The sequence below is a fragment of the Thermoplasmatales archaeon genome (genome assembly GCA_014361245.1).
GTDB lineage: Archaea > Thermoplasmatota > E2 > UBA202 > JdFR-43 > JACIWB01.
This window is the reverse complement of sequence record JACIWB010000008.1, coordinates 1-24,783: the sequence shown is the minus strand read 5'-3', so window position 1 is coordinate 24,783 and position 24,783 is coordinate 1. Positions and strand designations below refer to the sequence as shown.

Here is a 24,783-nt window from a genome sequence, read left to right as displayed (position 1 = left end):
TGAGGAAAGAAAAGATTGGAAAATAAAGGCACTGGCCATTCTTCTATATTTTGCTGGACTATCCTACAGAAAAACCAGCAAAATTCTGAGAGATTTTGAAATATTTTCATATGAAGCAGTAAGAAAATGTATCACAAATGCAAGGATTTTTTTATTGTTAAAAAGAAGAGACTGCAATAGATGTTGATGATGAACCATGTTGCAGTTCATGTTTCCACCACAAGAACATCCTTTGATGCCTATTATTTTCTCAGGAAAGTATTAGATGTGTGTGAAAATAAACCATTGATACTGGTTGATAAAGGACCATGGTATAGGTGGGCATTACAGGGATTGGGATTGAAATACAAGCATGAAACATTTGGAGAAAGAAATGCTATAGAAGGATGGTATAGTTTATTCAAGGCAAGAGTTAAAAGATTCTGGAAACGGTGGAGTGTGGCTTGGGCTTGTCTTTACAATCTGGAGGTGTTAAGTTGACAGTCCCCATATGCCAGAATTGGGATAACTTTTATAAATCTGCTATGTATTGAAATTTGATAATATGATTGATCTTGAAGATTTACCGGGTGTGGGGCCCGCCACCGCAAAAAAGCTTGAAGAAGCAGGTTATAATGATTTGATGGCAATTGCGGTTGCTTCTCCTGCGGAGCTTGCAGAAATAGCTGAAATTGGCGAAGGAACAGCCCTCAAAATAATACAGGCAGCTAGAGAAAAAGCGGATGTAGGAGGATTTGAAACAGGTGATACATTGCTTGAAAGATTGAAGGAAAGAAAACATCTTACAACTGGTTCAAAAAGCCTTGATGAATTGCTAGGTGGAGGATTCGAGACGCAGGCAATAACAGAACTCTTTGGAGAATTTGGTTCCGGTAAAACACAGATTGCTCATCAATTATGTGTAAATGTTCAGCTGAAGGAAGAGGAGGGTGGCTTGGATGGAGAGGCAATTTTCATTGATACAGAAAATACATTCCGTCCAGAAAGAATAATCCAGATGGCAAGTGGTTATGGAATGGATGGAAAAGAAGCTTTGAAGAAGATACATGTTGCAACCGCATTCAATTCAAATCATCAGATGATGCTGGTTGAGAAGGCAAATGAGATAGCTAAGGAGCACAATGTAAGGCTTTTAGTTGTTGATTCATTAACAGGACATTTTAGAGCGGAATATATTGGGAGAAGCTCGCTAGCAGAAAGGCAGCAAAAGCTTAATAAACACATGCATACGCTACTAAAATTTGCAAGAATAAATAACGCTGTTATATGTGTAACAAATCAGGTTGCAGCCCGCCCTGATGTATTTTTTGGTGATCCAACCCAACCAATAGGAGGTCATATAGTAGGGCATACAGCAATGTTCAGACTTTATTTGAGGAAATCAAAAGGTGGAAAAAGAATAGCACGCCTTATAGATTCACCACACCTCCCGGAAGGAGAAGTTGTATTTGCTGTTTTGGAGGAAGGAATAAGAGATGCATAGAATAGAACTCTCACACGGCGCTGGCGGGCGGGAAATGGCTAAATTAATAGAGGAATTCATAATTAAAGAATTCAAAAATAGGAAGGCAGAGGTGGGATTACAGGAAATGGATGATTCAGCGATTTTTGATGAAATTGCTTTTACGACAGATAGCCATACTGTTCAGCCGATTTTTTTCCCTGGTGGGGATATAGGAAAGCTTGCGGTCGCTGGCACAATAAATGATATAGCATCTATTGGAGCTAAGCCCGTTGCAATGGCTCTTGCAATGATTATGGAAGAAGGGTTTGAAATAGAAAAATATAGAAAAATTCTTGAAAGCATATCCAAGACAGCAATTGAAGGAGATGTTGAGATAGTTACTGGTGATACAAAAGTTGTTGAGAGGGGGGGAGTAAAGGATATGATTATAACAACTTCAGCAATAGGAAAGGCAACAAAACTGCTTGATGAAAATTTTGAAATAACAAAGAGAAATAGATGGCTTCTTGATTCATGCTTGAGAGAAGGAGATAAAATAATTTTAACTGGAACAATTGCTGATCATGGAATTGCAATTATTTCAAAAAGAGAAGGATATGGTTTTGAAGGAAAGGTTAAATCAGATGTTGCCCCTCTCTATGGACTAATTGAAAAAGCATTAAAGGCTGGAGGAATTGTTTCTGCAAAAGATGCAACAAGAGGGGGGATAGCAAGCGCGCTTAATGAAATGGCAAAAAAATCTGGAGTTAGAATTAATATTGAAGAGGAGAAAATACCAATAAATGAAGCAACACTCGCCGCCTGCGAGATGCTTGGAATTGACCCATATGCAGTTGGAAATGAAGGAAAAATGGTTATAGGAGTGATGGCTTCGCAGGCGGAGGATGTTCTTGAAGCAATAAGGAAGCATAAATATGGGAGAAATGCGGAAATAATAGGGGAGGTAAGTAATGGAAATTATGTAATTTTAAATACAAGAGTAGGGGGCAAGAGAATTCTTGAGATGCCAACTGGAGAGATAATACCGAGAATATGCTGAATGCATAAGTTTTTTTAAATATCAGTATTTTATTTCATGCTCAAAATATTCAATACCCTCAGCAGAAAAAAAGAGATTTTTATTCCTCTAGAAGGAAAAAGGGTAAGAATGTATGTTTGTGGAATAACCACATATAGCGATGCCCATATAGGACACGCACGCACATATGTTGCATTTGATATAATAAGGAGATATCTTGAATATAAAGGATATGATGTTTTTTATGTTCAGAATATAACTGATATAGATGATAAAATAATAGATGCGGCAAATAAAGCAGGCATGCCGGCACCTGCATATGCGGATATGTATGCAAAAAGATGCTTTGAGGATATGAAAAAGCTCGGAATAAGGGAAGCAAGTTTTTACCCAAAAGCAACAGAGCATGTTGAAGATATGATAGATTTCATAAAAAAATTGATTGATGAGGGATACGCATATCTCAGCGATGGAGATGTCTATTTCAGTGTTAAAAAATTTGAGGGATATGGAATTTTATCAAGGCAGAATATGCAGGAGATAATGGCGGGCGCAAGAGTTAGTGGCGAAGGAAAAATAAACAAGGAAGATTTCGCTCTCTGGAAATCAGCAAAACCAAACGAGCCAAAATGGCGCAGCCCATGGGGTGATGGCAGACCAGGATGGCATATAGAATGCTCGGTTATGAGTTCAAAATATCTTGGTGTGCCAATTGATATACACGGCGGGGGGGAAGATTTAATATTTCCTCACCATGAAAATGAGATTGCTCAATCAGAAGCATTTTATGGAAGGAGATTTGTTAATTACTGGCTTCATTGCGGGCTTTTAAAAATAAGAGGAGAAAAAATGAGTAAATCTCTAGGAAATATAATAAATCTGAGAGATGCAATAGATGAATGGGGAGCAGACAATTTACGCTTCTTTTTTGCATCCTATCATTACAGAAGCCCGGCAGATTTCAGTGAGGAAGGAATTGAAAATGCATCAAATTCTCTTAAGAAGATTATTTATATGAAAGAAAAACTGGACGAGTTTGCGGGCGAGAGTAAAAAATTAAGGAAAAAAGATTTAAGTAAGGAAGAGAAAAATTATCTCGAAGAAATAAAAAACATAAAAATGAATTTTGAAAAGGCAATGGATGATGATTTCAACACTCCAAAAGCAGTAGAGGAAATTTTCAATTTTGTAAGAGCGACAAATAGATTTTTGATGGAAGAAAAAAAACCAAAGGAAGAGATTTGCAGATTTGCACTTGATGAATTTCTAAGTATTGCCAGCGTATTAAATATATTTAAGGAAGAAAGAAAAATTGATGAAAGCTCTTTATTGCTTCTCGCTGAGAGATATGGTATTAAAGAGAAAAAGAGCGAAAAGATAATAGAAAAAATTATTGAAATAAGGAAGGAAGCAAGGGAAAATAAAAATTATAAGCTTGCGGATGAAATAAGAGATGACTTGAGAAATGTGGGCATTGAGCTTGAAGATATAGGAAAAGAAACAAAATGGAAAATAATTTAAAGTAAAATTATCTTCTGAGGCATGCTCTGCCCGAAATGCGGCTCATTAATGTATCCAAAAGGGGATGAATTGATCTGCAAAAAATGCGGTCACTCACAAAAAAAGGAAAATAAAAAAGTTGTATCAAAAAGAAGGGAAAGCGATGCAATTGTAATTGAAGAAGAAATATCTCTTTTACCAAAAATCTCTACAATATGTCCTAAATGCGGGAATAATGAAGCATACTGGATCCTGCGCCAGACGAGGGCGGCAGACGAGCCAGAGACGAGGATTTATATATGCACAAAATGCAACAACAGGTGGAGGGAATACTAATTAACCCTTGTTTATTGGCTGATATGGATTTAGAGCTGGGTCACCATATAAATTGAATTCTCTAAGGCAAACATATTTTTTATCGAGATATGCCCCACTTTCGTATCTTGCTTTTGTGAGAGGAGGAGTCCATAGGAATGTTGAATTTGCATCTTTTGGAAGATATGAATTCTTTGCATTTCTTAGGGCAACCCCAACCGTCTCGTTATTATTTAAGTTTAGGATAAAATCTTCCGCTATGACTGCACCGAAATGTGGTTCGGGAAATTCACCTTTTATTAAATATTTTATAAGTGCTTTTACAAAACCTTTTGCTCCAAATCCCTTGAAAATTAGACCGGGTTCTATATAGCCTGGATCCGCAGTAACCCTTGTAGATGCTACAATTGCATTAATTCCTGCATGTAAATATGCTTGGGTGAGACAATTCTCTGGAAGCAATCCATCTGTTCTTCCCACAATACAGCTTTCAACAAAAATAATACTTGGTCCATATTCTTCATTTACAATGTATCTCACTGCATATGCTCCATGATTTGTTAATCCACTTGAAGCAAATGAAATAAATCTCGATGTCCATGTCACAGGTGGGAAACCGAGGGAATCGAGAATAACATCACCTGATTCATAGAGATAATAAATTCCATGATTAAATACAAAAATAAGATTGCTATTTCTCTGATATTCTCCTCCTTTAACCACTCTTTCACCACTTATAAATTCAATAAGGTTCGGGAATAATATATTAAATCTGCTTGTATAGCTTGCCAAATCCTTAAAACCTTCTCTCTGCGATGCCAAAAGATGGGTACTTTTTACTTCAAAACCTCCTTCTTCCATATCTTTGCTTAATCTTTTATTTATAAACAAACTTTCTCCTGTTGGCCATTTTGTTGGTTCATGCCCCCCACTCAGGATATTTGACAGAGAGGTTAGGATAGGAATCCACTGAAATTCCAAGCCAGCACCTGTTTGAACTGTTGCATTATTCTTCCATTCCCCAAGCTTATCTATTATCTCATTATAAAATATTGTTCTTGCAATAAGAGCAGAGCAATCCTGGGCATCATATCCCGTTATTCTTCCGACAGCATTTTCCTGGAATGGATAATATGTAAATGAATCATTTTCTAAATCTGCTGGATTTGGGTCAATATTTCCGTATATAAAATCGCTTGGAAGTTGCACTCCTATTATGTTGTCACTATCTGGATTATGATAGTAAAACATCGGAACCATTGTTGGATCAGCCATTATTGCGATATAAATTGGATTATTTGCATAAAAATTTCTCAGTTCTTTCTCATCTGATATATTTGCAATTTTTGAAAGAATTTTATTTAGCTGGTTATGTATTTCAAGAACATGCCTGTTGCATGGCTCAACAAGCCTTTCATTTGTTGATGGATAAACAACCCCTTCAATTCCAATCTCTTCATTTCCAGCAAAAGCAAATTCAGGTTTTGCAAAGACAATCCCTTTATGGTAGGAGGTTATATATGGTGCCATCGATGAAAGATTTTTCATAAGTGGTTCATAAGGATGGGATAATTCTTCAACATCTATCTTTAATCTATATTTTCCGCTTGTAAAAGCAACCCATCTCCCCAAAACTTCTGCATAATATTCCCCTGGCTTGTTATATATTATTGTTTCATAATGAACCTTATCCACAACTATATCCCCGTCTTCCACCTCTGGCAAGCCTGCTGCGGTTGATGTATAAACATATACTTCATCATCTGGATTATAAATTAATAATATTAAATCATCTCCTAATTCACTTACATATTCGGAATTTTCATTAATTAAATCTATTTTCAGGCGTGTATATTTATAATCTGGAATTAAAAATTGATTATATGAGAAAAGAGCAAACCCATTTAATATCGCATTTATTGATTGAGCAAGTAAAACATTTGCAGATAATGTCTCATTTTCAAATTCATAGGTAGTGCTGTTTAATACCTGCGCCCTCCTTGTGTCTGCTGGGTTCGTGATTGTGATATAATTTACCCCTCCAAATCTTGTTTTCAAAAATTCAATCATAAAATCATTTATTTCTTCTACACTATTAAATCGCCAAGTTGTTTTATAACCTTTCAAATCACCGCATACAAAAGTATATTCTACATTCAATCTTTTCAAATCATCCTTTATTCTATCGGTATTATTTGTAACAAAAACAGGAATATTCAAATAGCAAGCCAACGGCACCGCAACAACACCCATGCTGTAACCTTTTTCACTTTCTTCAATAAGCATAATTGCATCGCTTCTTTTCCATAACTTGCTTAACTCTATTGATAAATTTTCTGCTGTTATTCCATAAAATTCTTTATAACTCGCTGGATAAATTTTCTTAAATCTTTCAATAGCTCCTGATGGTTTATCAAAATTTTCAACTAAAAGAGGGGCAACATGCAATGAAGAGCCATTATAATATAAGGATGCGGGAGTTGCAATAAGTGCATAAAATGGATTATCATCATCTACTATTACTGGTATTTCATCAGTAATTCTTTCCGAGCTTAATTGCTCAACAGTTTTTATATTAAAACCCTCAACCTCTTTAACACTCTCTATACATCCAGAAAAAATTGTTGCAATGAGTACAGCGCTTACAATCACAACAATTTTTTTGTTTTTCATGAATAGATATTAATTTCAACTCTATAATAATTTCGCTCAATAGTGGCACTGTAAGAATTTGAAAATTTAAAAAATAAGAAATGCTACACCAATTAATAGAATTAGTTAGAAAAAAATATCTTTTGCTGGGACAAGAAAAAGATAGAAATTATGATTGCCATCATTCTTTACTATGCAGGATAATGAAGCCCTAAGGCAATGGTATCATAAATCTGCCCAATTATTTACTAATTCCAGAAAATACAGGCGTTGCATGGTAATAGATGTAATAAAATTTGTCAATAGCTTCTTGGTTTATCGCGAGAATAAGCCACTAATTAAGATAGGGCTCCAATATAGATGGGCATTAAAAAACATCCTCAAAGCAAGATTGAAGAGATTCTGGAAATGTTTTAACTGCATTTTAGCCATTTACAATCCAGGGGCGAGAATTTTTTGAAGTGTTCTCGATAGTTAAAATTAAATTTTTAAAAAGTTTAATATTATGAAAATTTTAGTGCATATATGCTGTGCTCCCTGTTTTGCATATCCACATAAAAAAATGAGAGAGGAAGAACATGAAGTTATTGGTTATTGGTATAATCCAAATATACATCCCTATATGGAATATAAAGCAAGGAAAGATGCTTTGATTAAATATTCAAAAATTGAAAATGTTGAAATAATTTATGGAGAATATGACTTTAAAGATTATCTGAAACAAATAAAAAATTTTGAGCGACCGGATAGGTGCATAAATTGCTATGAATACAGATTGAATAAAACTGCAGAATATGCAAAAAATAATTCCTTTGATGCTTTTTCAACAACACTGCTCTCTTCCCATAATCAATATCATAATGAAATAAAAAGAGTGGGCGAGAAAATAGGAGAAAAATATGGTATTAAGTTTTACTATAAAGATTTCAGAGAAGGAGCAGGCGAGGCAAGAGCAATTATAAAAGTTTATGGGCTCTACACTCAAAAATATTGCGGATGCTTAATAAGCGAGTGGGAAAGATTTAAAGAAGATTAATGGACCGGGCGGGATTTTCGTGGCGCATTTCGAACCCGCGGCCTCCTGCTTGCGAAGCAGGCGATCTTCCTCTGATCCACCGGCCCATTAAAAGTTTATTTTGGATACACTCCTTATTTTATCCCCCTCATCCAGCTTCATCAATCTTACTCCGATTGTGTTTCTTCCCTGCTTTCTTATATCTGAAACCTTTATTCTCTCAACCATTCCCTGAGAAGTGGATATTAAAATTTCATCCTCATCCTTTACAGATAAAACACTCACCACCTTACCATTTTTCTCAATAATTTTTATTGTAATTACTCCTTTAGCCCCTCTTTTTGTCGTCCTATACTCGCTTATACTTGTTCTCTTTCCGTATCCTTTTTCAGTTACTGTAAGTAAATCATCTTTTCCTATTTCAAGAGATATAACTTCGTCACCATCCCTTAATTTTATTCCTCTTACCCCTCTTGCATTTCTTCCCATTGCCCTGATATCCTTTTCATTAAAAACACATGCATATCCATTTTTTGTTGATAAAACTATTTTATCATTTTCCTTTAAAATTTTAACACCTATGATTTCATCATCCTTAAGTTTTATTGCAATCAATCCATTTCTCCTTATATTTATGAATTTTTTAAGAGATGTTTTCTTAACAATTCCTTTTTTTGTAGCAAAGACGAGGTAATCATCAAAACTTTTTACAGGTAAAATTTCTCTTATTTCATTTGATTGAAGTATATTTGCTATTGCCCTTCCCTTTGAATATCTATCTCCTGGAGGAATTTCATAGGCCTTCTTCTTATATATTTTTCCATCAGATGAAAAGAAAAATAATATATCATGTGTTGATGAGATAACTGTTTTATAAACTGCGTCTTCTTCCTTTACCCTCATCCCCAGAATTCCCTTTCCCCCTCTCCTCTGCCTTTTATAATCATCCAGTTTCACCCTCTTGATATACCCTCTATCAGTTAAAATTATAACAACATTTTCTTCGGGAATAAAATCTTCTCTATCAAATTCACCCATCTCCTCAACTATTTCAGTTCTCCTTTCATCACCATACATCTTTTTTAAATAAGAAAGTTCTTCCTTAATTATTTTATATATCTCATTCTCATCTCCAAGAATTTTTTTAAGCTTCTCAACCTCATTTTCCTTCTCAATCTTTTCCTTCTTTATTTCATCTGTTTCAAAAGAAGTTAATTTTGACAGTGGCATAGATATAATCTCTTTTGTCTGTATTTGAGAAAAATTAAACTCTTTTATCAGATTTTCCATCGCCTCCTTACTATCTTTTGATTTTTTTATAATATCAACTATGGTATCTATATTTTCAAGTGCTTTTGCAAGTCCTTCAAGAATATGCTTTCTTTCTTCCGCTTTTTTAAGCTCATATTCACATCTCTTTGTTATTATATTTTTTCTGTGTTTTATATACTCAAGAATCATCTCTTTCAAATTCAATATTTTTGGAATACCATCTACAATTGCAATGTTTAAAATTCCATATGACTTTTCAAGCTGTGTATGCTTGAAAAGTTGATTCATCACAACCTCAGCATCAATACCCTTTTTAACTCTTATAAATATCCTTAATCCGCTTCTATCTGACTCATCTCTCAATTCAGCAATTCCTTCTATTTTTCCCTTTTTAACCAAATTTGCAATATCTTTAATCAATTTTGATTTATTTACCCCATATGGAAGTTCATTTATTATTATGCTGTCCTCCTCAATTTTTGTTTTTGCCCTTATTTTTATGATACCTTGCCCATTTTTGTAAGCATTCAATATTGCATTCCTTCCATAAACTATCCCCCCTGTTGGAAAATCCGGCCCTCTTACATATTTAAATAATTCTTCAATTGTTATATCAGGATTATCAATTATTGCCATTATTGCGTCAACAATCTCATTTAAGTTATGGGGTGGAATTTCAGTTGCCATCCCAACCGCTATTCCAGTTGAGCCATTTACAAGCAGATTTGGCAATAGAGATGGCAAAAATTCAGGCTCTTTTAAGGTGCTATCAAAATTATCTCGCCATGTAACAGTATCCTTATCTATGTCCTTAAGCATTTCCTCACTTATTCTCGTAAGCCTTGCCTCCGTATATCTCATCGCCGCCGGTTCATCGCCGTCAATGCTTCCAAAGTTTCCCTGCCCATCTATAAGAGGGTATCTCATTGAAAAAGGTTGAGCCATTCTCACCAATGCATCATAAACTGCCTTGTCACCGTGAGGATGATATTTACCAAGAACATCTCCAACTATTCTCGCTGATTTTCTGTAGGGCTTGTTATGCCTCAAACCCATTTCATTCATTGAGTATAGTATTCTCCTATGAACTGGCTTTAACCCATCTCTAACATCTGGCAAGGCTCTTCCTATTATTACACTCATTGAGTAGTCTAGGTAAGAAGTTTTCATCTCTTCTTCAATAGCCCTTATAAAAACTCTTTCATCAGATATCAAGGTTCATCACTTCCTTTGCATGCTTTTTTATGAATTCCCTTCTTTCCTCAACATTTTTACCCATCAGAATTGTAAATATTTCATTTGCTTTTATTGCATCTTCTATTTCAACTTTTTTCAGTATTCTCTTCGAAGGATTCATTGTTGTTTCCCATAACTGCTCTGGGTTCATTTCTCCCAGACCTTTATAGCGCTGTATGGTTGCTCCATTGCCTGCTATATTCCTCATTTCCTCTTCACTGTATGCATAGTATTCCTCACTTCCTTTCTTAATTCTGTAAAGGGGTGGCTGTGCAATGTAAATATATCCGTTCTCAATTAGCTCCCGCATATATCTGAAGAAGAATGTAAGAAGAAGCGTTCTTATGTGAGCACCATCAACATCCGCATCAGTCATTATGATGATCTTTTTGTAATTTATTTTCCTTATATCAAATTCATTTCCTATGCCAGTTCCGATGGCAGAGATCATTGCCTTTATTTCCTCATTTCCGAGCAACTTTTCAAAAGTTGATTTCTCAACATTCAATATTTTACCCTTCAACGGCAGAATTGCCTGAAACTTTCTATCTCGCCCCTGCTTCGCAGAACCACCAGCAGAATCCCCTTCTACTATGAAAAGCTCGCATTTATCCGGGTCATCCTCAACACAGTCCGCCAGTTTGCCTGGCAAAGTTAATGACTCAATATAATTTTTTTTCCTTGCAAGTTCTTTTGCTTTTCTCGCCGCCTCCCTCGCCCTTGCTGTCTGTAAAACTTTTTCTATTATTTTCCTTGCAATCGATGGATTTTCCTCAAGATAGGCCATCAATTTTTCATAAAACATTGTTTCAACAATTCCCTTTACCTCACTATTTCCCAGCTTTGTTTTTGTCTGCCCTTCAAACTGGGGATTTTCAATTTTGCATGCTATTATAGCAGTTAAACCCTCCCTCACATCCTCTCCATTAAATGTTTCATTGTTTTTGAAAAAATTCTTTTTGCCATATTCATTCAAAACTCTTGTAAGAGCTGATCTAAAGCCAGATAAATGTGTTCCTCCTTCTTTTGTATTTATGTTATTCACAAATGTTAATATATTTTCTGTATAGCCATCATTATATTGAAATGCTATTTCAATTTCCACATCCTCTCTTTTTCCATTAAAATAAATCACTGGATGAATTGAATTTTTATTCTTGTTCAAATGTTCAATAAATTCACAAATTCCTCCCTTATATTGAAAAACATCTTCTCTTCCATCCCTCTCATCAAAAATTCTTATTCTTAAATCCCTATTCAAAAATGCTATTTCCTGCAATCTTCTCCGGATTGTATGATAATCAAATGCAAGATTTCCAAAAATTTCTGCGTCTGGCAGAAAAGAAACTTTTGTTCCAGTTTCATTTGCCTCTCCAACAATTTCAACTGGCTTAAATGGCTTCCCCCTATGATAGCGCTGCCTGTAAATTTTCCCATTCCTTCTTACTTCCACTTCAAGCCATTCAGAAAGAGCATTAACCACACTCACCCCCACCCCATGCAGTCCGCCCGCCACCTTATACGCCCCTTTTTCAAACTTTCCTCCCGCATGGAGCTTTGTCATAACCACTTCTATTCCTGATAGCCCGTATTCAGCATGTATTTCTGCTGGAATTCCTCTTCCATTATCTTCAACGCTTATACTTCCATCCCTATGGATTACAACATCTATTTTATTGCAGTATCCAGCAATTGCCTCATCAACAGAATTATCAACAACTTCCTCAACTAAATGATGGAGCCCTCTTTCATCTGTTGAGCCAATATACATTGCTGGTCTTTTCCTGACCGCCTCTAAGCCATCAAGTACTTTAATCTTATCTATTCCATATTCTTCCGCTACCATCTTAAAATCTAATGGATTTTCCTTTCTTCTATTTTAACCCAGCAATCCTGACAATAAAGCTTTCCACAGACAGGACACTCATAAACAAGCCCTTTATAATTTGGATCAAGCATATTTTTTCCACATATAGAGCAAGATACCTCTTCTTTATATCTTTCCCTGCAGTCCTTACAAACAACAACATCAGGCGTTATAAGGCTTCTTATCCTTTCTCTTCTTATTTCTTCTTCATTCATCGCCATCCCAAATTGAATATAAATATGAATATAAATTTTATCATTTACTCAGGAAATCATCAACGCTTCTTTTCTCTGATATTTCTCCCGCAATATTACTTTGCATTGCCTCCTTTACATTTTTCTCATTTTTTAAAACCCACATCAGTTTTATATATGCTACTTCTGGAAGCATATCCTTTCCATCAATAACCCCTGCTTTAATCAACTTCCTTCCAGTAGCATAAACATTTAAATTTACACTTCCCCATAAACATTGAGTTGTCATAACAACAGGAATTCCTTTTGAAGTTATTTTTTTTATTGACTTTATTATTTCATCATTTACATGCCCCAGTCCTGTGCCAGCAATAACAACTCCATCTTTTCCATCTGTTATTCTCTCAAAATATTCTTTCCTCATCCCAGGATAATAATAAATAAGGCATACATTTTCATTTAATCCATCCTTAACTTTAACTTTTCCTTCTTTTATTCTATTATATGGCTGGTTAAAAATTACATTTTCTTCAACATAACCAATTGGCTTTGAATTTATTGAAACAAAAGCATCTCTCCGCGAGGAATGCATTTTCCTTACTTTTGTTGCTCTATGAATTGCTATTTCCCCAGATATGTTTCTATGCATAACAACAACAACTTCTCCCAAATCAGTTGTTGCAACTTTTGCTGAGGAAATAAGATTAAGGAATGCATCACTGCTCGGTCTATCAGAAGAGCGCTGAGAGCCGGTGAATACAACGGGTCCGCTTAAATTTTTAAGCATGAAAGCAAGAGCGGCTGAAGTATAGCACATTGTATCTGTCCCATGTGTAACTATGACTCCTTTTTTTCCATAATTTAAAAATTTAGCAACTTCCCTTGCTATTCTTCTCCAATCCTTTGGCTTTATATTTTCACTGAATTTCTGAAACAATATCTTTGCTTCTATATTACATATTTCAAATATTTCTGGCGCGCTCATTGCAATTTCTTCAGCTGTTGTTGCGGGATGCACCGCACCAGTTTCATAATCAACATAACTTGCTATTGTCCCTCCTGTTCCAATTATTGCAATTTCTGGTTTTCCTTCTGAATAAGGAGTTTCTCTTTTTTCAATTTCTTTTTTCCTCCCTTTTTCTATCAGTTTTATCTCGCATCCCTTAATATTTATTCCAACATTATATCCATTTTCAAGTTTTATAACCATTATATTCTTCCCGCTAAAAGAGTGATGAGGCATAACAATACCTTTATAAATTTTTTCGCCTTTCCTTATCTCAACCAAATCACCTGGCTCAACCATCAAAAGTTAAATATTTGATTGTATATAAACCATGCAATTTAGCCCCGTGGTGTAGCGGTCAAGCATGGCGGGCTTTGGACCCGCCGACGGCAGTTCGAATCTGCCCGGGGCTACATGCTCCCGTAGTGTAGCCCGGACAATCATTTCGGCCTTTCGAGCCGAAGACTCGGGTTCAAATCCCGACGGGAGCATACCTCAATATTTCAGAAAGTAAAATTTTAGAAAAAAGCTCAGGGGCAATAATAAATAATTAAGGAAACTAAATAGATTCTAATTCAATTATAATTCATTGTACAGGAATAAGGAATTGCTTTCCTCCAGAAAATGATTGTAAAAGATTAAGTAAAGAGAAAAGGGTGAGAGGGAAAGGTAATTAACATTTTAATCCATCGAAAATTTAAAAATAAATGAAAATCCAGCATAAATTCAAATTAAGGATAAATTATCACTTTTATTGATTCTTTTGCTTCAGCAACAAGGTTGAAACCTTTTTGAATTTCATCTAGGCTAAGCCTGTGAGTTATCATATCTTCCACTTCTATTTTTTTATTTTTTAAAATTTCTATTGCTTCATATATGTCAGCGGGCGAACCCGCGTACGAGGAAACTATTCTTATTCCTCTATTCCATATATCAAAAATATTGATGGGTATTTCTTTATCTGGCTTAAGAGGGGCAAAAAGTAAAAGCGTCCCCCCTTTTTCAACGCATTTCAATGCCTGAATAAAAGCATCTACCGCACCAGCAGAAAGAATAACTTTGTCCGCCAGCCAGCCGTCATTAAATTCTCTTATTTTTTTCTCAATATCCTCTCCCGCCTTCAATGCCAAATCCGCTCCAAATTCTTCAGCTTTTTTTAACCTATAATCATTTATATCGACAGCTATTATTTTTTTCGCACCCCATGCCTTTGCAAGCTTTATTTGAAGTAACCCTGCTATTCCACTTCCTACTATTAATATTGTCTTATTTGCTCTTATATCAGCTATTTTAAATCCTCTTACAACACAGGCCAGTGGCTCAATAAATACTCCTTCATCATAAGAAATTTCATCCGGAAGAATAAATACCCCTCTATCAACATTTATCTCAGGGACCCTTATATATTCAGCAAATCCTCCTGGATCAAAATTTGTTGAGCGGAGGGTATCGCAGATTGTGTGCTCTCCTTCCAAGCAATATTTGCATTTATTGCATGGAACATGATGGGAAACAAATACTCTATCCCCTACCTTAAATTTTTTAACATTCTTCCCCACTTTAACAATATCCCCAGTTATTTCATGTCCTAAAACGCGAGGGGCTTTTTTTATCCTGTACCATTCCATTACATCGCTTCCACATATACCGCTCGCTCTTACTTTTACAAGAATTTCTCTATCCCCTATTTCTGGAGTTGGCATTTCCTCTACTCTGACATCCTTATTGCTATAATACATCCCTACGCGCATCAAAAACACCTAACCTTCTTCAAATATTTCATATGCTTCCTTTACATTCGCATTTTCATGAACAATGGCTCTAACCGCCTTTATCATTCCCACGGGATTTGATGACTGGAAAATATTCCTTCCCATGTCGACGCCCGCCGCCCCCGCCTGAATTGCATTATATGTCATTTCAAGCGCCTCCTTTTCTGGGATTTTCTTGCCGCCAGCAATAACTGTTGGCACGGGGCAAGTTTCAACAACTTTTTCAAAGTTCTCGCAATAATATGTTTTAACTATGTGAGCACCGAATTCAGCAGCTATTCTTGAAGCAAGGCTGAGATATTTTGCATCCTTTCCCATTTCTCTCCCCACAGCAGTAACTGCAACAACAGGAATTCCATATTCTTCAGCTTCATCAACTACTTTTGCAAAACTGAGTAATGTATCTCTCTCAAATTCTGCGCCTACAAGAATGGAAAAAGCCACGCCAGCAACATTTAATCTTATTGCATCCTTCATCGATGTTATTATACCTTCATGAAGCAAATTTTTATTTAATATGCTTGTTCCCCCAGAGATGCGAAGAACAATTGGAATATCAATCTCTGGAGATATATATCTCCTTAAAGCACCTCTTGTTAGCATTAAACTATCTGTATATGGAAGCAAAGGAGAAACTGTTTTTCCAAGATTTTCCAAGCCAGTTGTTGGACCCATAAAATAGCCGTGGTCAACGGCAAGCATAACTGTTCTATTATCTCCCTTTATTATTCTAGAAAGTCTGTTTTTAAGTCCCCAGTCCATGAAAAGGAAATATAAATGTTATAAAAGTTTTGCCCCATGATTAAAACGATAATTCATTCAACAATTAAATTCTCTCCCGCTTTGTTATCGCTTGCAAGTAAGAATTCCTTGCTCATATGCAAACAGTTCACCGGACAAACATCATTGCACTGGCTACAGAATATGCATCTCCCAACATATATTCTTATTTTCTTTTCATTTTCTTTAAATTCAATTGCTTTTGCAGGACATACTTTTATGCATGTTTTACATCCAATACATTTTTCCTTTTCATAAACTATTTTTCCTCTAAAATCTTCTGGAACTTCAACAGGTGGATTTATCTTTATTTTTCCTTCATTTACTTTCTCCAAAAAATTTTTTACGCTTTTTGGAGCATATTTTGCAGGGAATTTATTTGTAAATGGTTTTTCAAACATTTGCCTTATTAGCTGTTTTAGCATTGGAAACATTTTCTCACCATGGCAAAGATATTGCAAACTGATTGTCCCATATGAGCAATAATAATCCAATTAGAGATATTAAAGTTATTGTTACCCAATAGGAAGTAACTACCTGGGTTATTCTTAACCTTGCCATTCCTGCTCTAATCATTGTAATAGAGAAAAATATCAATAAAAATACTTTAAGAAGGAAAAACAGAAAATCTGAAATTGTGGCAAGATAACCTGTCAAGCCAACTATATTTGAAATATTATAAGGGAAAAATATATTTACAACAAGAGAAGCCATTGCAAAAATTCTTACACCATCGGCCATATAAAATAATGCAAGATTTCTTCCAGAATATTCTACAACCAAACCCTGAGCAATTTCTGTTTCCGCTTCAGCAACATCAAAAGGAATTTTTGCAACTTCCCCAGGTATTACAATTATTAGGGAGAAAAGCAATATTATTAAACCTATAAATCCAATCAAACCAACATTATTAAACACTGGATTACTGGAAATAAAAGAAATTGTGAAAACATTTTCAGAAAAAATTGTTGATAACTTCCATGCAATCGCAACTACACTTATGGCAAGAGGGAATTCATAAGATATCATCGTTACCATCTCTCTCTGCGCCCCTATGGTGGCGAATGGCGAGCCGCTTGAAAAACCACCAGCCACCATTGCAAGAGCTGGGATTATGAAAATATAAACTACTAAGATTATATCATTTTCTCCATTGAGTTGTATTTTTTCAAGTCCTGGAATAGGAATGTAAAGCAGGAGTAGAATACTTGATGCAAGACATACTAGGGGAGCCAGATTATACATCCATCTTACAGCATTTTCTGGAACAATATTTTCTTTTGTCATCAATTTTGCAACATCCAGAAATGGTTGCCTTATTGGCGGACCAACTCTTTTCTGCATCCTAGCAACAATCTTGCGGTCTATACCTTTGAAAAGCAGACCAAAAAATATTGAAATTAAGGCAATAAAAATACATCCTATAACCGCAAAAAATATTTTTTCAATCATCTCATCATCCTCCTCGTTTTTTTCACGGATAATTCATGAAGTTCTTCCGCTGTTAAAATTTTTTCCTTATTATTTTTTACAACAATGATCCTATTTGTACATGACATGCAAGGGTCGATTGATGCGGCAACAATTGGTATGTCCGCAATCTGCATATCAAGCAACATCGGGCGCCATGAAAGAATATTAATATAAGTCGGTGCCCTGATTTTCCATGAATAAAGTTGTTCAAAATTGCTTTTTAATTTTACATAATGTATATCCTCCCCTCTCGGTGCTTCATATCTTGCAACTGCCTCGCCCTCGCTTTTCTTTATCTGGGCTAAAATTTTAATAACCTTCTGCTCCGATAATATTTCTCCCTTTGGCATTTCCTCAATTGCTTTCTCTATTATATCAAGTGACTGCCTAACTTCAAGCAATCTTACAACAATTCTATCATATGTATCTCCAATTATTTCGCCAGTGATTAAATCAGGTGTTATTGCTTTAACTTCAAAATCGGAATAAGCAAAGTAAGGCATGTCCTGGCGAACATCCTTCTTTACACCACTTGCTCTTGTAGTTGGTCCAACAGCAGATAGCTTTATAGCATCTTCCTTGGTAAGCACGCCAATTTCTCTTGTCCTCATCTTTATTGTTTTATCCTCCAAAAATAATTTTGCAATCTTTTTAAATCCCTGCCTGTAATAATCTATCATTTCCCTTATTTTTGGTATATGCTCCTCCTTAATATCCCTCCTAACCCCTCCATACATAATTATTGATTTTGTTACTCTATTCCCGTTTACTATTTCAAGAATATCCATTACCTTTTCTCTTACCATCCAGACATAATGAAGCAATGAATCAAAACCAAGTTCATGGGCGGCGACGCCAGCCCATAGCAAGTGGCTGTGTATCCTCTCAAGCTCAGCCTGTATTACTCTTATATACTCTGCTCTCTCTGGAACTTCTATTCCCGCAATTTCTTCAACTGCCATAACAAGACATGAAGGATGGCAAAAATTGCATATTCCACAAACCCTTTCTGCAAGATATATGCTTTGTATTGGATTATTTCTATTCATTCCTATCCATTCAACTCCTCTATGGTTCTGGCTTGCAATCACATCAACATCAACTATTTTTTCACCTTCAAGAGTAAATCTTAAAAGAATTGGCTCCTTCAATGCAGGATGTATTGGTCCAACAGGAACTTCATATTTCATTTCTCACCTCCAATTCTCATAAAGTTTATTTGTTTCTTTTGGTGATGTTTCATCTCTTCTCCATGGATACACTCCATCTGGAAAGTCTTTTGTAAGGAACATATGCCTTCCATCTGGTATTTCTTCTATTTCAACACCCATCATTTCCTTTATTTCTCTTTCTGAAAATATTGCTGAGGGAATAAGGGGTGTTATTGATTTTATTCTCAAATCCTTTTTTGGTATAATAACTTTAAATGAAACTATCTTTTCCTCCATATTTTTTCCATAATCAACGGTAAAGTGATAATTTAACTCAATATCATTTCCTAAATCACTTGCAGATATAATACTGAAATGGGGAAAATCGTCAGATATATTTATCATTAACTCTATCGCCTCTCTTATTTTTTCCCTATCAACACTCACCCATATGCTCACTTTTTTTGCCTTAATTTTCACTCCCGCCTCCTTTTCTTTCACCCATGCTTCGTATCCTTTTTCCTTGAATTTTTGAATTATCTCATCAACATTCATTCAAACCCCTCCAGATATTCCCATGCTTTTACAACCCCATAGATTATTGCTTCAGGGCGAGGCGGACAGCCTGGCACATAAAAGCATTTAGCTTGAGGCAATATTTTTTCTATAGGACCAGCAAGGTGATATGACTCATGAAAAACTCCACCACTTATTCCGCAGGAACCAACAACCAAAATAACTTTTGGATCAGGTGTCTGCTCATATATTCTCTTAACCTTATCAACCATATCATTTGTTACAGGGCCAGTAAAAGCAATGACATCTGCATGGCGCGGGGAAGCAACGAGTTTTATTCCAAATCTCTCAACATCATAGCGAGGGGTAAGAGCAGCTATAATTTCAATATCGCAACCATTGCATGAGCCACTATTTACATGAAAAACCCACAGAGCCCGCTTGAAGGATTTAGAAATCATTTTATCACCTCCATTAAGAATAACGAAATGAATATTATTGCGGTTATAAGAACAAACCATGAGACATAATCATTTATTATCCCGCTATGCATTTTTTTCATTGAATTATAATATCCTTCAAGTGAATGAAGAAATCCCCAGTAAATATTGCTTCCCCCTATATGCATTTCTTCCTTCGGCGCCTCATTTCCTGATAAAAATGGCTTTTCCTGCTCACCTCCTTTGTAATCAGCCTTTCCACTCGCTCTTATTATATAGGCAACTATTGCTATTACAACAAAGGATATTATCCATATTATTGGTTGCCATGCTATTTCATACATTTAACCACCTATTGCTTGCAGATATTTTGCCTGCTCTGCAAGAGCCATTGCCGCGGGATGAACAAGATTATTAACAATAAAGCCAGGGAAAAGCCCAAAAAATATTATAACAAAAGTAAGCACACACATTCCAATAAGCATGCTTTTTGGAACTTCCTCCACATCATGTATTTTTGGTCCCATAAAGGCGGAGTGAAATACCTTTACGAAAGATGCGAGGGTTAAAATTGAAACAAGCATTGCTATTATTGAGAGTATAGGACTTATTTTATAAACAGATTCATATATTATTAATTTTGAGGCAAATCCATTAAATGGTGGCACACCAGCTATTGCAAGAGCACCTATTATGAAAAATATTGATGTATATTTCATTTTATGAGCAAGCCCTCCCATCTCATTTAAATTTCTTGTTTTTAAGCGATAAAATATTGCGCCTGCGGTAAGGAATAGTAATCCCTTATACATTGCATGATTTATTATATGGAAGATTCCCCCTTCCATAGCCCTTATACCATAGCTATCAAATTCAGGTTTTCCAAGCAAATATAATCCAGCGCCAACACCAAGAAGCATATATCCTGTTTGACTTATTGCATGATAAGCCATGAGCCTCTTTATATCCTTCTGAGGAATTGCCATTGTTACTCCAACAAACATTGAAAGTAATCCAAAAATAATCAATGCTCCTCCTATAAGCTGTAGGTCCAATTTAACTCCATAAAGAGTAAAGCAAACTCTGAATAATGCATATAAGCTTGCCTGGCTGCCGGCAACAAGTGTAGCAGTTATTGAAGAAGGAGCAACAGAATATGCATCAGGGCACCAGAAATGCATTGGCACGGAGCCGCATTTCATCGCAAAAGCAGAAACAAGCAAAGCAAGGGCAATTTTATCAAGATGGGTGTATTTCATATTTTTTGCAAGAGCTGCTATATTTAGCAAGTCATATTGTCCATAAAACAGGGCAACTGAAAACAAAATGAATAAAGCAGATATGCTTGATATCACCAAAAATTTAAAAGCCCCTTCACTTGCTTCCCCTTTTCTGCTATAAGCAATAAGGGCTGCTGATGCTATCGAAAGAATTTCATAAAAAACAAAAAGATTGAAAATATCTCCTGTAAATTCCATTCCAAGCATTCCGACAAGAATTAGCAGAAGCAATGTATAGAATTTTCCCTTGCCCTTCCCCTCTTCTATATATGCAAGAGAATAAAGAGATGCAGCCAAGCAAACAGTTGCACTTATTAATCCCATAAATATGCCCATCGCATCTATTTGAAGAACTATTCTTATGGGCACCGCCGCCTGGCTTGGTATTGTCTGCAAGGGATTTTTTTCTCCTATTGCATATACATGCATTCCATTTTTAATTATATCAAAAGCAAGTATTATAACCAGAATTTCTACAATTATAAAGATGAGTATGGCAAAAATATTTCTTGCTTTCTTATTTATTTTATCTATTATTGGCATCAAAAATGCCGCAAGCAATGGCAAAAGAATTAGCAGAGCGGGTGAATGTGTTATAAGCCAGTTCATTCTCTCAACCTCCTTACTTCCCTTGCATCAAGCGTCCCATATTCCTTATAAATTCTCATTATAAATGCAAGAATTAGGGCAAGAACTGCAACTCCTATAACAATACTTGTAAGAGTTAATGCTTGAGGGACTGGCATAACCATTTTTTCAGGTATATCAGCGGGAGTTATATCAGGTGGCAAGTTTGTAAATATCGGAGCAATTCCTCCTTCTCTATATCCAAGGGTTATTAAAAATAGATTGACCCCACTTTCTATTATTGATATTCCTATTGCAATTTTTATAAGATTTCTTTTGAAAATTACAGCATACATACCTATTGCAATCAGAGCAATTACAGTGAAAAACGGAATGTTGTATATCATTCTTCCACCTCCCTGGCGGCGAGGGCAATTATCATTAAAACAGCAGATAACCCGCCTATAACCTTCATCCCAATAGCTATATTTAAAATTGGCAAAATTCCTCCACTATTCAGAGGTGCTTCACCCCATCCCGGTATTTTACCAAAAATTTCTTTTCCAACAAGGAAATTTGTTAAAAAGGTTGCAGAAATAAAAATACCCAGAAGTGCAACAAGAACAAAAATAGCTCCTCCCATACTCTCAAAAGTGGATATGTTTTCCTCGCTACTCTTTTTTTCAACATATTTTACTCCAAAAGCAACAACAAGCAAAGCAACCGCCGACGCACCTATTGCCCCTCCTTGAAAGCCACCGCCTGGCGTGAGGTGACCATGCATTATCACATAGAAGGAGAATATCATTGCAATTGGAAATAGCAAGCCAGCAATTGTTTTAACAATTACAGTCATTTCTTCTTTTTTCATTTTTTCTCCCTCCTGAAAAGGGTTAGAACCCCTGCAATTGCCGCAAATAGAATTGTTGCTTCTCCAAGAGTATCATACCCTCTGTAATCAAATACAACGCTTGTAACAGCATTGTTTGCTCCTGTTTCCTTTACCGCCCCATATATCCAGAAAATTTCTTGATAAGGAAGTTCATCCTTATTTATTTCATCAACTGTTTCATTATAGATGCTTATTTTTATTTTTTCTCCTTCAATATAAAATGTGAAATTGCCGATTGAAATGTTTTTTGTCCCTTCCTGCAAAGTTTTTTCCTCTCCATCAACCAGAAAATTTATTCCTTCATCGCTTCTTTCTATCTTAACTTCTTTCGCCATTCCTATTATTCTGTCGTCCATTCTTGTGTCCGCTGGCTCTCCAAAATCCCTTATTTCATATGCAGAGAAGAAAAGGAATAAAAGAAAGATTGCAAAAGCAACAATCGCTACTCGCCTCATTTTTCATCCTCCATTCTCTTTGTCGCTTTAACCGCCATTATCATTATCGCTGTTGTAAGGCAGGCGCCAACGCCCGCCTCCGCTATCGCAACATCTGGAGCGTGAAGGATGTAGAAATAAAGAGAAAGTAACAGACTCATGACAGCAAGAGAAATAATGCTCGCGAGCAAATCTTTGAACCATATTGCTATTAATGCTGAAGAGACAGTTGAAATTGAAAGAAGGATTAGAATTATTTCAAACATGCTCATTTTTCTCCTCCAAATCGTCAACAACCGCTTTTTTTGGCTTTACTCCGCTTTTATGTGCTGCTCTTGCTATTGCATGTGCTCCAGTTGGATTTGTAAGCAATATTGCTATCAGGGCAAAAAATGAGTGAATTGATATTATAATCATGCTTGCATAACCATTATACCATTTCCATAAGCCATAAACAATTGCTGCAAGGCATATAAATATACTTCCAAAAGTTGTGCATTTTGTTCCAGCGTGCAAGCGGGTATATACATCAGGAAAACGAATTAAGCCAATTGAGGCAAGCAGATTGAATATTATTCCTATTGCAAGTAATATGTATATTATTTCCCATATCATATTTTCCCTCCTTCAAGATATTTTGCTATGAATAAGGTTGTGATGTAGGAAAGCAATGCATAAACTATTGCTACATCAATGTATATTACATCTTCAGTTGCTACCCCAAATAAAATCATACCAGCTATTACAAGCGTGTTTATAGTATCAAGCCCTACAACCCTATCTGGAATTGTTGGGCCCAATAAAATCCTTATCATCGCTATTGCAATTGATATGAATATCATTACCAATGAAAGCATGAATACATTCATTCTCCTATCCTCCTTGCCCATTCTGGGAAATTTGAGCAAATTGGTTTATAATCGCGAGGCATTTTTTCTAAAATTTTTTCATCAACATTTATCCAGTGCACATAGAGATTTCTTTCATCATCAACATCAACGCTTAATGTGCCCGGCGTGAGAGTAATTGAATTTGCCAATATGGTCAATGAAAGATCACTTTTTAAGTTTGGAGATATTTTTACTATGCCTGGATTTATTTTTCCTGTTATAACACGATACGCAACATCAAAATTTGCTTTTGCCATCTCATAAAAGAAGCGGGGTAAATAAGCAATGATAAAAGCCCATCTTTTTGGACTTGCAAGTTTAAATTCCTTTACAAAAATTTTTCTCGCTACAAAACCGCATATTAAAGAAAAAATTACCCCAGCAACTATTTCATCAACCCCCCAGATTGAGCCGCCGTATGTGAGCAAAAGCCAGATTATAAAGCAAAATATCGATGTTGCGATGAATGCACGCATCAAAAGGGATATAGGAATTGAATATTTAAAAATTTCTTAAAATGTTGATAAAATTTTTAAATGTTTATATATATTCATTTGTCCCTTGCCTAATTGTTTATACACCCGCTTAATTTTATGTGTTATTTCTATGCCATTCAATTTTGGTATCACAAAAACTCAATTAACACTAGAATAAATCTCAAAAAATTTTTGTTCTATATTTTATTGGCAATATAACTCCTCCTGAATAATTTATAATTCCTCCAGAAATAACCTAATGCCGAAAACCTATCTCCTCAACATTAGATACAAGGTATTCCATCAGTTCTACCACTGTCAACATTGTTTCATCTATGAAGAACCATTGCAATTTCTATTAAGGAAAATCTTGAAAGATACAAGAAAATATTATATTTAAAAATCTTCTTTCCATAATAAAGATAGATTTTTCTTTTAGTTGATATTGGCGGATACAGATTAGGCTTCATCATATAAAAGGCTAACCATTTTTGGTATAACTCGTAGCCTGAAAAATTTATAAAAAAATAAAGAGAGGATCCCATCATTTTTTTGATTAAAATGGGATGGGA

General features: G+C 35.5%; 27 protein-coding genes and 3 tRNA genes. 8 read left to right on the top strand and 22 right to left on the bottom strand.

Annotated elements, in window-relative coordinates:
• Nucleotides 1-189: 189 nt before the first annotated feature.
• The 5 genes from H5T45_02450 to H5T45_02430 all read left to right on the top strand — a co-directional run bounded on the left by H5T45_02450 (nt 190) and on the right by H5T45_02430 (nt 4,319).
• Nucleotides 190-480, top strand: coding sequence for an IS6 family transposase (locus H5T45_02450; GenBank protein MBC7128577.1), 291 nt, complete (start codon nt 190-192; stop codon nt 478-480).
• 64 nt (nt 481-544) lie between these two features.
• Entirely contained in the window at nt 545-1,483 is a 939-nt protein-coding gene (radA, locus tag H5T45_02445; GenBank protein ID MBC7128576.1) for a DNA repair and recombination protein RadA, read from the top strand.
• Nucleotides 1,476-2,504: a hydrogenase expression/formation protein HypE gene (gene hypE, locus H5T45_02440; GenBank protein ID MBC7128575.1), complete on the top strand. Its 1,029-nt coding sequence runs from the start codon at nt 1,476-1,478 to the stop codon at nt 2,502-2,504. The genes radA and hypE overlap by 8 nt, the downstream gene beginning before the upstream one ends.
• 36 nt (nt 2,505-2,540) lie before the next feature.
• The gene (locus H5T45_02435) at nt 2,541-4,004 is read left to right on the top strand and encodes a cysteine--tRNA ligase (protein ID MBC7128574.1); all 1,464 of its coding nucleotides are present in this window, start codon (nt 2,541-2,543) and stop codon (nt 4,002-4,004) included.
• Between the two features lie 21 nt (nt 4,005-4,025).
• The gene (locus H5T45_02430) at nt 4,026-4,319 is read left to right on the top strand and encodes a transcription factor S (protein MBC7128573.1); all 294 of its coding nucleotides are present in this window, start codon (nt 4,026-4,028) and stop codon (nt 4,317-4,319) included.
• Here H5T45_02430 and H5T45_02425 read toward each other — a convergent pair whose 3' ends face one another.
• Complete coding sequence (locus tag H5T45_02425) at nt 4,320-6,971, bottom strand: hypothetical protein (GenBank protein MBC7128572.1); 2,652 nt, start codon at nt 6,969-6,971, stop codon at nt 4,320-4,322.
• Nucleotides 6,972-7,455: 484 nt separating this feature from the next.
• Here H5T45_02425 and H5T45_02420 point away from each other — a divergent pair, with 484 nt between their 5' ends.
• Nucleotides 7,456-7,986, top strand: coding sequence for an epoxyqueuosine reductase QueH (locus H5T45_02420; GenBank protein MBC7128571.1), 531 nt, complete (start codon nt 7,456-7,458; stop codon nt 7,984-7,986).
• Here the strand turns inward: H5T45_02420 and H5T45_02415 are convergent.
• The 5 genes from H5T45_02415 to gatD form a co-directional block, all read right to left on the bottom strand.
• A tRNA-Ala gene (locus tag H5T45_02415) sits at nt 7,987-8,072 on the bottom strand.
• A gap of 1 nt (nt 8,073) precedes the next feature.
• Nucleotides 8,074-10,407, bottom strand: coding sequence for a DNA gyrase subunit A (gyrA, locus tag H5T45_02410; GenBank protein ID MBC7128570.1), 2,334 nt, complete (start codon nt 10,405-10,407; stop codon nt 8,074-8,076).
• Between the two features lie 34 nt (nt 10,408-10,441).
• Nucleotides 10,442-12,319: a DNA topoisomerase (ATP-hydrolyzing) subunit B gene (gene gyrB / locus H5T45_02405; protein ID MBC7128569.1), complete on the bottom strand. Its 1,878-nt coding sequence runs from the start codon at nt 12,317-12,319 to the stop codon at nt 10,442-10,444.
• Between the two features lie 8 nt (nt 12,320-12,327).
• The gene (locus H5T45_02400) at nt 12,328-12,561 is read right to left on the bottom strand and encodes a hypothetical protein (protein ID MBC7128568.1); all 234 of its coding nucleotides are present in this window, start codon (nt 12,559-12,561) and stop codon (nt 12,328-12,330) included.
• A 34-nt stretch (nt 12,562-12,595) separates the two neighbouring features.
• Nucleotides 12,596-13,840 (bottom strand): Glu-tRNA(Gln) amidotransferase subunit GatD, encoded by a 1,245-nt coding sequence (gatD, locus tag H5T45_02395; GenBank protein ID MBC7128567.1) that lies wholly within the window; start codon nt 13,838-13,840, stop codon nt 12,596-12,598.
• A 40-nt stretch (nt 13,841-13,880) separates the two neighbouring features.
• Between gatD and H5T45_02390 the strand changes: the two genes are divergently transcribed.
• Together H5T45_02390 and H5T45_02385 are read left to right on the top strand one after the other, a co-directional pair.
• Nucleotides 13,881-13,953 (top strand) — tRNA-Gln (locus H5T45_02390).
• Between the two features lie 3 nt (nt 13,954-13,956).
• Nucleotides 13,957-14,031: transfer RNA gene (locus H5T45_02385), tRNA-Glu, on the top strand.
• A gap of 240 nt (nt 14,032-14,271) precedes the next feature.
• Here H5T45_02385 and H5T45_02380 read toward each other — a convergent pair.
• Genes H5T45_02380 through H5T45_02305 form a run of 16 tightly spaced genes read right to left on the bottom strand, consistent with a single transcriptional unit; the run spans nt 14,272 to nt 24,211 of the window.
• On the bottom strand, nt 14,272-15,291 hold the full coding sequence (locus H5T45_02380) for an alcohol dehydrogenase catalytic domain-containing protein (protein ID MBC7128566.1): 1,020 nt from the start codon (nt 15,289-15,291) through the stop codon (nt 14,272-14,274).
• A 9-nt stretch (nt 15,292-15,300) separates the two neighbouring features.
• Nucleotides 15,301-16,074, bottom strand: a complete 774-nt coding sequence (gene lsrF / locus H5T45_02375) for a 3-hydroxy-5-phosphonooxypentane-2,4-dione thiolase (GenBank protein ID MBC7128565.1) — start codon at nt 16,072-16,074, stop codon at nt 15,301-15,303.
• A gap of 53 nt (nt 16,075-16,127) precedes the next feature.
• Nucleotides 16,128-16,526: a 4Fe-4S binding protein gene (locus H5T45_02370; protein ID MBC7128564.1), complete on the bottom strand. Its 399-nt coding sequence runs from the start codon at nt 16,524-16,526 to the stop codon at nt 16,128-16,130.
• A 4-nt stretch (nt 16,527-16,530) separates the two neighbouring features.
• Nucleotides 16,531-17,544 carry an NADH-quinone oxidoreductase subunit H gene (locus H5T45_02365; protein MBC7128563.1) on the bottom strand — a complete coding sequence of 338 codons (1,014 nt, stop codon included), beginning with the start codon at nt 17,542-17,544 and terminating at the stop codon, nt 16,531-16,533.
• Entirely contained in the window at nt 17,541-18,755 is a 1,215-nt protein-coding gene (locus H5T45_02360; protein ID MBC7128562.1) for a nickel-dependent hydrogenase large subunit, read from the bottom strand. Before H5T45_02360 ends, H5T45_02365 begins: the two co-directional genes overlap by 4 nt.
• A gap of 3 nt (nt 18,756-18,758) precedes the next feature.
• The gene (locus H5T45_02355; GenBank protein MBC7128561.1) at nt 18,759-19,271 is read right to left on the bottom strand and encodes an NADH-quinone oxidoreductase subunit C; all 513 of its coding nucleotides are present in this window, start codon (nt 19,269-19,271) and stop codon (nt 18,759-18,761) included.
• Nucleotides 19,268-19,753, bottom strand: a complete 486-nt coding sequence (locus H5T45_02350) for an NADH-quinone oxidoreductase subunit B family protein (protein ID MBC7128560.1) — start codon at nt 19,751-19,753, stop codon at nt 19,268-19,270. Before H5T45_02350 ends, H5T45_02355 begins: the two co-directional genes overlap by 4 nt.
• Nucleotides 19,690-20,016 (bottom strand): hydrogenase, encoded by a 327-nt coding sequence (locus H5T45_02345; GenBank protein ID MBC7128559.1) that lies wholly within the window; start codon nt 20,014-20,016, stop codon nt 19,690-19,692. Before H5T45_02345 ends, H5T45_02350 begins: the two co-directional genes overlap by 64 nt.
• Nucleotides 20,017-21,561, bottom strand: coding sequence for an NADH:ubiquinone oxidoreductase (locus H5T45_02340; GenBank protein ID MBC7128558.1), 1,545 nt, complete (start codon nt 21,559-21,561; stop codon nt 20,017-20,019).
• Complete coding sequence (locus H5T45_02335; GenBank protein MBC7128557.1) at nt 21,558-21,926, bottom strand: NADH-quinone oxidoreductase subunit K; 369 nt, start codon at nt 21,924-21,926, stop codon at nt 21,558-21,560. Before H5T45_02335 ends, H5T45_02340 begins: the two co-directional genes overlap by 4 nt.
• On the bottom strand, nt 21,923-22,390 hold the full coding sequence (locus H5T45_02330) for a sodium:proton antiporter (protein ID MBC7128556.1): 468 nt from the start codon (nt 22,388-22,390) through the stop codon (nt 21,923-21,925). Before H5T45_02330 ends, H5T45_02335 begins: the two co-directional genes overlap by 4 nt.
• Nucleotides 22,387-22,866, bottom strand: coding sequence for a hypothetical protein (locus H5T45_02325; GenBank protein MBC7128555.1), 480 nt, complete (start codon nt 22,864-22,866; stop codon nt 22,387-22,389). The genes H5T45_02330 and H5T45_02325 overlap by 4 nt, the downstream gene beginning before the upstream one ends.
• On the bottom strand, nt 22,863-23,111 hold the full coding sequence (locus H5T45_02320) for a DUF4040 domain-containing protein (protein ID MBC7128554.1): 249 nt from the start codon (nt 23,109-23,111) through the stop codon (nt 22,863-22,865). The genes H5T45_02325 and H5T45_02320 overlap by 4 nt, the downstream gene beginning before the upstream one ends.
• Nucleotides 23,104-23,460, bottom strand: coding sequence for a monovalent cation/H(+) antiporter subunit G (locus H5T45_02315; GenBank protein ID MBC7128553.1), 357 nt, complete (start codon nt 23,458-23,460; stop codon nt 23,104-23,106). Before H5T45_02315 ends, H5T45_02320 begins: the two co-directional genes overlap by 8 nt.
• Nucleotides 23,457-23,735, bottom strand: coding sequence for a cation:proton antiporter (locus tag H5T45_02310; protein ID MBC7128552.1), 279 nt, complete (start codon nt 23,733-23,735; stop codon nt 23,457-23,459). The genes H5T45_02315 and H5T45_02310 overlap by 4 nt, the downstream gene beginning before the upstream one ends.
• Nucleotides 23,711-24,211 (bottom strand): Na+/H+ antiporter subunit E, encoded by a 501-nt coding sequence (locus H5T45_02305; GenBank protein MBC7128551.1) that lies wholly within the window; start codon nt 24,209-24,211, stop codon nt 23,711-23,713. Before H5T45_02305 ends, H5T45_02310 begins: the two co-directional genes overlap by 25 nt.
• Between the last annotated feature and the right edge of the window lie 572 nt (nt 24,212-24,783).

Excerpts from the sequence above, each read along its gene's own strand:
- H5T45_02450 (MBC7128577.1), top strand. The coding sequence starts at position 190 with ATGAACCATGTTGCAGTTCATGTTTCCACCACAAGAACATCCTTTGAT.
- radA (MBC7128576.1), top strand. The coding sequence starts at position 545 with ATGATTGATCTTGAAGATTTACCGGGTGTGGGGCCCGCCACCGCAAAA.
- hypE (MBC7128575.1), top strand. The coding sequence starts at position 1,476 with ATGCATAGAATAGAACTCTCACACGGCGCTGGCGGGCGGGAAATGGCT.
- H5T45_02435 (MBC7128574.1), top strand. The coding sequence starts at position 2,541 with ATGCTCAAAATATTCAATACCCTCAGCAGAAAAAAAGAGATTTTTATT.
- H5T45_02430 (MBC7128573.1), top strand. The coding sequence starts at position 4,026 with ATGCTCTGCCCGAAATGCGGCTCATTAATGTATCCAAAAGGGGATGAA.
- H5T45_02425 (MBC7128572.1), bottom strand. The coding sequence starts at position 6,971 with ATGAAAAACAAAAAAATTGTTGTGATTGTAAGCGCTGTACTCATTGCA.
- H5T45_02420 (MBC7128571.1), top strand. The coding sequence starts at position 7,456 with ATGAAAATTTTAGTGCATATATGCTGTGCTCCCTGTTTTGCATATCCA.
- gyrA (MBC7128570.1), bottom strand. The coding sequence starts at position 10,407 with ATGAAAACTTCTTACCTAGACTACTCAATGAGTGTAATAATAGGAAGA.
- gyrB (MBC7128569.1), bottom strand. The coding sequence starts at position 12,319 with ATGGTAGCGGAAGAATATGGAATAGATAAGATTAAAGTACTTGATGGC.
- H5T45_02400 (MBC7128568.1), bottom strand. The coding sequence starts at position 12,561 with ATGGCGATGAATGAAGAAGAAATAAGAAGAGAAAGGATAAGAAGCCTT.
- gatD (MBC7128567.1), bottom strand. The coding sequence starts at position 13,840 with ATGGTTGAGCCAGGTGATTTGGTTGAGATAAGGAAAGGCGAAAAAATT.
- H5T45_02380 (MBC7128566.1), bottom strand. The coding sequence starts at position 15,291 with ATGCGCGTAGGGATGTATTATAGCAATAAGGATGTCAGAGTAGAGGAA.
- lsrF (MBC7128565.1), bottom strand. The coding sequence starts at position 16,074 with ATGGACTGGGGACTTAAAAACAGACTTTCTAGAATAATAAAGGGAGAT.
- H5T45_02370 (MBC7128564.1), bottom strand. The coding sequence starts at position 16,526 with ATGTTTCCAATGCTAAAACAGCTAATAAGGCAAATGTTTGAAAAACCA.
- H5T45_02365 (MBC7128563.1), bottom strand. The coding sequence starts at position 17,544 with ATGATTGAAAAAATATTTTTTGCGGTTATAGGATGTATTTTTATTGCC.
- H5T45_02360 (MBC7128562.1), bottom strand. The coding sequence starts at position 18,755 with ATGAAATATGAAGTTCCTGTTGGACCAATACATCCTGCATTGAAGGAG.
- H5T45_02355 (MBC7128561.1), bottom strand. The coding sequence starts at position 19,271 with ATGAATGTTGATGAGATAATTCAAAAATTCAAGGAAAAAGGATACGAA.
- H5T45_02350 (MBC7128560.1), bottom strand. The coding sequence starts at position 19,753 with ATGGTTTGTTCTTATAACCGCAATAATATTCATTTCGTTATTCTTAAT.
- H5T45_02345 (MBC7128559.1), bottom strand. The coding sequence starts at position 20,016 with ATGTATGAAATAGCATGGCAACCAATAATATGGATAATATCCTTTGTT.
- H5T45_02340 (MBC7128558.1), bottom strand. The coding sequence starts at position 21,561 with ATGAACTGGCTTATAACACATTCACCCGCTCTGCTAATTCTTTTGCCA.
- H5T45_02335 (MBC7128557.1), bottom strand. The coding sequence starts at position 21,926 with ATGATATACAACATTCCGTTTTTCACTGTAATTGCTCTGATTGCAATA.
- H5T45_02330 (MBC7128556.1), bottom strand. The coding sequence starts at position 22,390 with ATGAAAAAAGAAGAAATGACTGTAATTGTTAAAACAATTGCTGGCTTG.
- H5T45_02325 (MBC7128555.1), bottom strand. The coding sequence starts at position 22,866 with ATGAGGCGAGTAGCGATTGTTGCTTTTGCAATCTTTCTTTTATTCCTT.
- H5T45_02320 (MBC7128554.1), bottom strand. The coding sequence starts at position 23,111 with ATGTTTGAAATAATTCTAATCCTTCTTTCAATTTCAACTGTCTCTTCA.
- H5T45_02315 (MBC7128553.1), bottom strand. The coding sequence starts at position 23,460 with ATGATATGGGAAATAATATACATATTACTTGCAATAGGAATAATATTC.
- H5T45_02310 (MBC7128552.1), bottom strand. The coding sequence starts at position 23,735 with ATGGGCAAGGAGGATAGGAGAATGAATGTATTCATGCTTTCATTGGTA.
- H5T45_02305 (MBC7128551.1), bottom strand. The coding sequence starts at position 24,211 with ATGCGTGCATTCATCGCAACATCGATATTTTGCTTTATAATCTGGCTT.